Annotated in this window: 6 protein-coding genes; 3 read left to right on the top strand and 3 right to left on the bottom strand. The window is 40.9% G+C overall.

The window, feature by feature from the left end; all coding sequences use genetic code 11:
* Positions 1-200: 200 nt before the first annotated feature.
* Positions 201-1,484 (top strand): DEAD/DEAH box helicase, encoded by a 1,284-nt coding sequence (locus AC1TO9_RS08050; protein ID WP_482054322.1) that lies wholly within the window; start codon positions 201-203, stop codon positions 1,482-1,484.
* A gap of 11 nt (positions 1,485-1,495) precedes the next feature.
* Here the strand turns inward: AC1TO9_RS08050 and AC1TO9_RS08045 are convergent, their stop codons facing one another.
* From AC1TO9_RS08045 to AC1TO9_RS08035, 3 genes are read right to left on the bottom strand one after another with little or no spacing between them, the layout of a single operon-like run.
* Positions 1,496-2,644, bottom strand: a complete 1,149-nt coding sequence (locus tag AC1TO9_RS08045) for a DHHW family protein (protein WP_482054321.1) — start codon at positions 2,642-2,644, stop codon at positions 1,496-1,498.
* A 45-nt stretch (positions 2,645-2,689) separates the two neighbouring features.
* A complete protein-coding gene (locus AC1TO9_RS08040; RefSeq protein ID WP_482054320.1) occupies positions 2,690-4,075 on the bottom strand; it encodes an MBOAT family O-acyltransferase in 1,386 nt (461 codons plus the stop codon).
* 5 nt (positions 4,076-4,080) lie between these two features.
* The gene (locus tag AC1TO9_RS08035; RefSeq protein WP_482054319.1) at positions 4,081-4,572 is read right to left on the bottom strand and encodes a DUF4358 domain-containing protein; all 492 of its coding nucleotides are present in this window, start codon (positions 4,570-4,572) and stop codon (positions 4,081-4,083) included.
* A gap of 254 nt (positions 4,573-4,826) precedes the next feature.
* Between AC1TO9_RS08035 and AC1TO9_RS08030 the strand changes: the two genes are divergently transcribed.
* On the top strand, positions 4,827-6,353 hold the full coding sequence (locus tag AC1TO9_RS08030; RefSeq protein ID WP_482054318.1) for a UbiA family prenyltransferase: 1,527 nt from the start codon (positions 4,827-4,829) through the stop codon (positions 6,351-6,353).
* A gap of 255 nt (positions 6,354-6,608) precedes the next feature.
* The gene (locus AC1TO9_RS08025) at positions 6,609-7,469 is read left to right on the top strand and encodes a helix-turn-helix domain-containing protein (protein WP_482058813.1); all 861 of its coding nucleotides are present in this window, start codon (positions 6,609-6,611) and stop codon (positions 7,467-7,469) included.
* Positions 7,470-7,537: the final 68 nt, after the last annotated feature.

Below are 7,537 nucleotides of genomic sequence, written 5' to 3'. Positions count from 1 at the left end.
TACCGATGGACAAATCCTAACCGTGGAATTGGATGATTAATTGGAGAGCAACGATAATGAATCATCTACAGTAAGCTACCATCAAAATAGAAGCGGGTAAATTCTCGGTTCTATTTGTGCGCTTATTTGTGTTATACTTATATGTTATGACATAAAGTAACGATGTTAAAAAGAAATGTATTTATAATTAAGGAGACAACATGACATTTAATGAATTGAATATTATACCCGAGATTCTAAAGGCTTTAAGTAAAGAGAATTATACTACTCCGACCCCTATACAGGAACAGTCGATTCCAGCTGTGTTAGCTGGTAAAGATCTACTTGGTTGCGCTCAGACTGGAACAGGGAAGACTGCCGCGTTTGCTATACCGATTATCCAACGATTGAATGAACAGCAAAGTAAACCTAACGCTGTGCGCCGTGTTCGTTCATTGATTCTAACACCGACAAGGGAACTTGCCCTGCAGATTTCTGACAATATTAAATCGTATAGTCAATATACCAACGTGAATTGTACTGCGATCGTGGGTGGCGTGTCGCAAAAAGTGCAGGAACGGGCGCTAAATCATGGTGCGGATATTATTATTGCTACGCCAGGTAGACTGATTGATCTTATCACTCAAAAACGTATTGATCTACAATATGTTCAAATCGCTGTACTTGATGAAGCTGATCGAATGTTAGATATGGGCTTTATTCATGATGTAAAGAGGATTATGGCCAAGATGCCGAACAAAAAACAGACACTCTTCTTCTCGGCAACGATGCCACCTGAAATATCCAAAATGGTTAAATTGTTATTAGTTGATCCAGTAAAGGTAGAGATTGCTCCGGTGTCATCGACAGCTGACAGAATTAAACAATCTGTTTATATGCTAGCAACGGGAAATAAGCAGAAACAATTGAATCACTTATTACTAGATAAATCGATTGTTTCGGCATTGGTGTTTACCCGCACGAAGCGTGGTGCTGATCGGGTTGTGCGCGATCTGACTAAAGAGAATGTTTCTGCTCAGGCTATTCACGGAAATAAGTCTCAAATAGACAGACAGAAGGCATTAAGTAATTTCAAAAGCGGTGTAACGCGAGTGCTCGTAGCGACAGACATCGCAGCTAGAGGAATTGATATCGATGAACTTTCTCATGTTATTAATTTCAACCTTCCTAATATTCCAGAAACCTATGTGCATCGAATTGGTCGTACCGGTAGAGCTGGGTTGAGCGGGAGTGCGATTTCCTTTTGCGAAGTGGATGAACTTCCGTTCCTCAGCGATATAGAGAAATTAATCGGGAAGAGCATCCCAGAGGTGAAGGATCATGCCTATCCGATGCCTAAATCAAGTCAATCTACGAAGGTGGAAGGTTCATCGAAACCTACAGCTAGGAAACCTGCAAAACCCACCCAACCCTCTAAGCCGGCTAAATCGAAGGAGAACCCAACTCGTAAGCCCAAGAGTGAATGGTTTACAAAAAGAAAGTAAACATATCTAATTTAATATCCGAGTTTCAATATTTCTCTATTATCAACAAAAGTTGAAGTATTGAACAACATCAATACTTCATCAATCTCATTCTCGGTCATATAATCACTAATATTTCCGTTGTAATAACGCAGGTCGATGACGTGAATTTCCGGTACATGAAGGGCTAGAAATGGAAGCACACTATGTGCGTAGGAATCCTTGAGAACGAGCAGCTTCTGCTGCTCAATGTCTACGGGTTTAATATCGCTAGTGATGGTCATCAGCGCATGAACTCCACCGAGGAAATACGAGTATTTATCTTTTGTATCCAAATAACTAGAGTCGTATAGACCAGAGACTGTTTCATTCGTGTCCGCAATATACAGTTCCGAAATGACTGGCGATTTCGGTAAATAGACTTCAATGGAATCCGCATTCAATCTGTTGAATTGACTCCGCGTTTGATAGCTTCCTAAGAATGAATCGGTGACGGTTTCAATCGTAAACTCCGATTCCATTTTTACTTTCCATCCCATTTTCTCAGCATACGCTTGATAAGCTAAATAAGCACCATAGGTCGTCCAATGATGATCCGTTCGATAGTATATTGGTGTGGTGTCGCTAGCGGCAGGACGTAGATAATCAAACCCATCAATGAAAGACAAGTTGTCTCCCAACTGCTCACGAATGAATTCGTTCACCTTTGATTGGGGATAAGCGGAAGCAAGCCAAGGCAGTCGTTCTGGGTATAAGCCAATCGAGGTTGGTGCAAGCATGAACGTTATATGAGTATCAGGGTGCTTAATAACAAACTTGTTAACAGCATCTGTATATTTCTGTACGGTTTCATAATAAGGCTGATTGAATTTCTCGAATAAATAGCCGTTATGGCCTTTGTAGATCCCATTGTTCTCCTGCTGAAGTCGTAGTTGTTCCATGGTCGATTTCACGGCAACCCATTTGTCCCGATAGGGGAAATGATCTGTAATATAGCTTTCTGTCTGTTCTGAGAATGTTTTCGACCAAAGATTGTCCCATGTGAATTGAGGAATCTTTTGCAGGTTACGGTTCTCCGTGTCAGAGAAATAAGATTTAGGAAGAAGAAGGAATAAGAAGAGCATGGCAAACAGAATAGTGACAAATCCAACGATATACAATTGATCTACACGTTTATTCATCTTGTTCATGCTCCTTCTTTAGTAAGAATTTTTGAACTACCTCTATTAGAATCGGAAGTATAGGAATGGATTGAAGGTTGCATCGACTAAATATGCAATAGAGAGTAGAAATAATACAGCATGCCATGTTAGTTGTAGATAGGGTCTAGATTCCAAGCGTGGGTTCGTCCGATCTGAAATAGAGGCAATCACCAGTACAACGAGCAAAATGGCGTTCGTGTATAGGAGATATAACGAATCAGAATTCCACAATGCTTGCCCATTCAACCCTGCAAGTGCGTTAAAGTAACTTCCCATCATAGGAAGCTCGTCGAATGCGAACAGCACCCAACCGATCAAGATTAGTAGCAATGCGTAACTATGCCGCAACCACCGTGGCATCCGCTGAAGTAATTGTAGCCCCAACCATTTCTCGAATATAAGAATAATACCGAAGTATAAACCCCATAAGAGGAAGTTCCAGCTTGCGCCATGCCATATCCCTGTTAGTAACCATACGATCAGAATGTTCCGTAGTTGTATCCCTAACCCACGACGATTACCACCTAATGGAATGTAGACATAGTCACGGAACCAGGAACTTAATGAAATATGCCACCGTCTCCAGAAGTCGGTGATACTTTGTGCTATGTATGGCCTATTGAAATTCTCATTAAATCGGAAGCCGAACATGAGTCCAAGACCAATAGCCATGTCCGAATATCCACTGAAATCGAAATAAATTTGGAATGCAAAGGCAATCATGCCAAGCCAAGCTGTTAGAACGGATAGTGTATCTGGGTTGGAGCTAGAAATAGTGTTCCAGAGCAGTCCGATATTGTTCGCAAGCAATACTTTCTTCGCTAATCCAATCGTGAAACGACGAACCCCTTCTGCGAACATTTCCCTGTTCACAGTTCGGTTACGTAATTGCTCAGAAATGGTAGAATATTGCACGATAGGACCAGCTACTAATTGTGGAAATAATGCGACGTATGTCCCGAAATCGAGCCAATGACGTTGGGCTGGGGTCGTTCTTCTATACACATCAATGATATAGGACATGGATTGGAAAGTATAAAAGGAGATACCGATCGGCAAAGGTAGTTCAGTTAAAGGAATATCAGTACCGAGTAGCGTATTGATATTGTCGATCAGAAAGTCAGTGTATTTGAAGTATGATAGTAAGCTTAAATTAACGATAATAGAAAATACCACAATCCACTTCCGCTTGTGATCACTGAACTTTGGACTGTCAAGAAGCAGACCAAAGCAGTAATCAGTGAAGGTGGAGAGTAGCATGATGACGATATATACAGGCTCGCCCCACGCATAGAATACGAGGCTGGCAGCGAATAAGATTAGATTCTTAGTACGCCGCGGCGAGCAATAATATATAGCTAATACAGCAGGCAAGAACAAGAATAAGAATAATAGGCTGCTGAATACCATACTAATTAAGGTTTAACGAAGAAAGGTTCGAATGCTTTCTCAATATCGGCGGCATTCTCTGAGATGATGAAGATGACATAGTTACCTTTTGTGACGAGTTTATAGTTCTTGGCATGCTCGTATTGATCTGGCAGATATTGCTCGAACTGTTTCTGAATATCTGTTGCACGTTGTTTGACGGCTGTTTCTACTGTGGTGATGTCTTTCGCATCTTTCACTTTCAGAACTGCAATTTCATTCGTCTTCACATTCATCATCGGTGTCATAATGGTATATTGATCAAGCAAAGTAGGATCTAAATGATAGAGTTCGCTGACCATTTCGGCCGGTAATTCCATTAAAGATGGTTGCTCGATTTGTGCTAATACGCTATCGGTCATTTCTTTCGTTGTTTGTGTCGGTTCATATACAACTTCTTTATTGTTCGATCCACCACATGCGGTTAACATAATCGCAAGTACGATCACCATGATCATGACAACATTCTTTTTTCTCATTTTTGTTCATTCTCCTTAGTTGTGTGTTTTGTCACTCTAATAGTAAAGACGGCAGTGATGTCGTTAATGTTGCAACTGTCGGTATATTGATTATCCCCATAATACGACTAATGATGCGCTTTAGGGAGGTTCTTGAGATATAATTGACGACTATGGGTATGTCTATTACCTTTGTTATAGTAAAATAGAATAGTTACCTAAAAATCATGTGCGGTATTTAATTATAATAGAAAAGTACGGAGGAGATATATTGTATGGCACAGCGCAGCAAGCAAGAGGTGTTCGAGTATTTAGGACGGGCTGAGGTCGCAGCAGTAGGAACCTCTAATATGGGGTTGCCTCGGCAAAGAATGATGCATTTTGCAGTGGATGAACAATTTAATTTCTATTTAACGAGTACGAAGGGTGATCCGAAGGTGATCCAATGGATCAACATACCTGAGACAGCTATATTGATTCATCAGGGCCCTACCTTTATGGAGATGGAAGAATGTGAAGTCATCGGAAGAGCAGAGGTACTGAAAGATGAGAAGGATCGGAATAAAGCGATTGAACTGCTATTGAACCGTTCACCTATTGTAGGTCAATTTCATAATATTGGTGCTCTAGATCGGTTGGAGTTTATTCGTGTTAAGCCATTTACCGTTAAGTATCGATATGTACCAGAAATTCTTCAAGGGGAACCTCCAACGGTGTTCGAATTCGAACACAATCGCGAGAATGTTAATGTGTGGGATGATGTTAAAGCTAAGGCACGGGCATGGAAAGAAGCAGTTCGTCCGTTGTCTCTTACAGCGTCATTAGTTCCGATCCTTTTGGGCGCAGCATTGGCTTTGTCGCAGACGGATCATATAAATATGCTTACCTTTATACTAACCCTATTCGGGGCTATCATGATTCAAGCTGGGACGAATATGATCAATGACTGGAAGGATGCTGAACGTGACAGCGAGAATCGTACGGGTATTCGCCCATTTACCGGTGGATCACGGATGATTCAGCTTGGATTAATCTCCAGAGCAGATATGGGGTTCTTCGGGATAGCGTTAAGTACCAGTGCTGTCTTAATTGGGATATATTTAGTTTTTGCTAGTGGACTTGGTCTGATCCCACTAATTATCTATGGATTGATTGCGGGTATCTTTTATACGGGTGGAAAAGGAAAACTCTCCTTCATTAATATGGCAACAGGTGTGGCTGAATTTCTCGTCGCTACGACCTATGGCGTTTTGATGACGATGGGAGCTTATTATGTGCAGACTGGACACTATTCGTTGCAAGCATTTCTGATCTCACTACCAGTCGCCTTGTTTATCAATAATGTATTGATTATTAATCAGTTCCCAGATGAAGAATCGGATAGGAACTCTAGTAAAAAGACGCTGGTCGTTCGCCTTGGTAAGAAGAAATCTAAAAATGTACTCATCGGTAGTTTCGTCCTAGGTTATGGAATCATCGCGGTGCTTCCGGTTGTGGGCTATGGGCCCTATACGCTGTACTTTTCTTTCTTATCCATTCCATTTGCCGTACAGGCAATCCGTTACGCACATCAGAATTATAATAAAAATGCTGTGGATTTGATCCCGAGCAATGCTCATACAGCGATAAACCATCTGTTCAATGGTTTACTTCTAGTTTTTGCTTTTCTATTAAACAATGTTACTGTCATCGTGCCCGTTTTGTATTTGGTTGCTTCCCTAATACTGGTCTTTTGGGTGTGGAATTATATTGAACGGCATAGAAAAGCGATGAATGAATTTAGATTAGCGTTTAAGAAGTAATATCAATAAGATCAATAATTGTAACGAGATACGTCTTATTTGAAAATATAAGAAAGCATAAGTTTCACTTGAATCAATTTCATAATCGCCGGTGCAGCTAAATCGAGTTGCATAATTATGAAATTGATTTTTGATACTCTAATCCTTATATTTCCGCTGAAATGGGTGCCGTCCTTGAAAAAGGACGGCGAAGCCGTTTCTACTTGTCAAGTGAGGTTAATTAAATATAGCTTTTTAAAGGGGAGAATGGGTAGATTGAAAAAGTATATGGACTATATGATCAGTCCTCATCCAATTCGTCTGTATGACCCAGTGGTAGATCCGAGTAAAAAGAAAATAAAGTCGCTTACTGTAGTAAATGCGGGACATTTACCCGCAAGAACACTTCAGCGAAAAGATGCTGATTTCAAATTTTGGGCATTCGTTATGATTACGGGTGGAGGCGGCTACTACCAGGTTAACGGAGGCGAGCTGCAGATCGTTGAAGCAGGAAGTTGGTTCTGTCTATATCCTGGTGCTGTTTTTAATTATGGTCCGCATAAGGACGGGTATTGGGATGAATATTATTTTACCGTGGAGGGAGAGAGAATAGCTGAGTGGTTGGAGAATTGGCTTCCTGATCCGGCACTCATTAAGAGAGCGAACATTGACGAACCATTTGTTCATAAGATGGAATTGATGTTCATGCTTATTGACAGTGGTGTTCCGAGTAATCTAGATCGCGCCTCAATGATGCTCGAATCGTTCTTGTATGAACTTGTTGCTCAAGCGGATCAGAGTGAAGATGGTAATCGGGGAAGTTTCGTTCTGAAGGTTATTGATGATATCTCTCGTTCACTGCACCTCTCACAAGAGCCTACGGACATGGCGGCTAGGCATCATATTTCCGTGTCGACACTTCGCAGGATCATTCATGAGTATACTGGATATCCGTTAAATGAATTTCTCCATCAACTCAAGGCTGCGGAAGCAAAGAATATTCTGCTTAACACAGAGTTAACTGTCAAGGAAGTAGGAGAAGCGCTTGGTTATAAAGATATATTCTACTTCTCTCGCGTATTCAAACGTATCACTGGATTTTCTCCGAGGAACTATCGGAAAAGGGGCGGTCAGTAACCGTAGTTTCAGTTTGTGAAAGTGAATAAATTGAAGTAACCAGAATACACTTGAATCAATTTCATAAT

The sequence above is a fragment of the Paenibacillus sp. Y916 genome, assembly GCF_056786435.1.
This window is presented reverse-complemented; position numbering and strand designations above follow the sequence as displayed.